Below are 278 nucleotides of genomic sequence, written 5' to 3'. Positions count from 1 at the left end.
GTTGCTGCCGCTCTCATTTCCAGCCGTTGGGCGCAAGAAGATCACAGCTGCGTTTGACGGCGGACGCATCACCTCGGATGGTGGCGTCATGCTTTTGGCCGCGGCCGAGCGACGCCTGCAACTGGCCGACAGGCTGGCCGCTGCGATCCACGATCCGCGCGACCCACAGCGGGTGACGCACGCCATGGCCGACATTCTGCGCGCCCGCATCTTTGCGATCGCATGCGGCTACGAGGATGCCAACGATCTCGACCGACTGCGCACCGACCCGGCCTTCA

At 65.8% G+C, this 278-nt stretch carries 1 protein-coding gene; it reads left to right on the top strand.

Annotated elements, in window-relative coordinates:
- Position 1 precedes the first annotated feature (1 nt).
- Positions 2 to 278 (top strand): transposase (locus EN808_RS36130; RefSeq protein ID WP_189524266.1); only part of this gene is annotated, 277 nt, incomplete at its 3' end.

Origin of the sequence: Mesorhizobium sp. M8A.F.Ca.ET.165.01.1.1 (assembly GCF_004792065.1) — a bacterium.
In the GTDB taxonomy this organism is placed as follows: domain Bacteria; phylum Pseudomonadota; class Alphaproteobacteria; order Rhizobiales; family Rhizobiaceae; genus Mesorhizobium.
The sequence above is the reverse complement of the archived record's forward strand: the minus strand, read 5'-3'. Positions and strand labels throughout refer to the sequence as shown.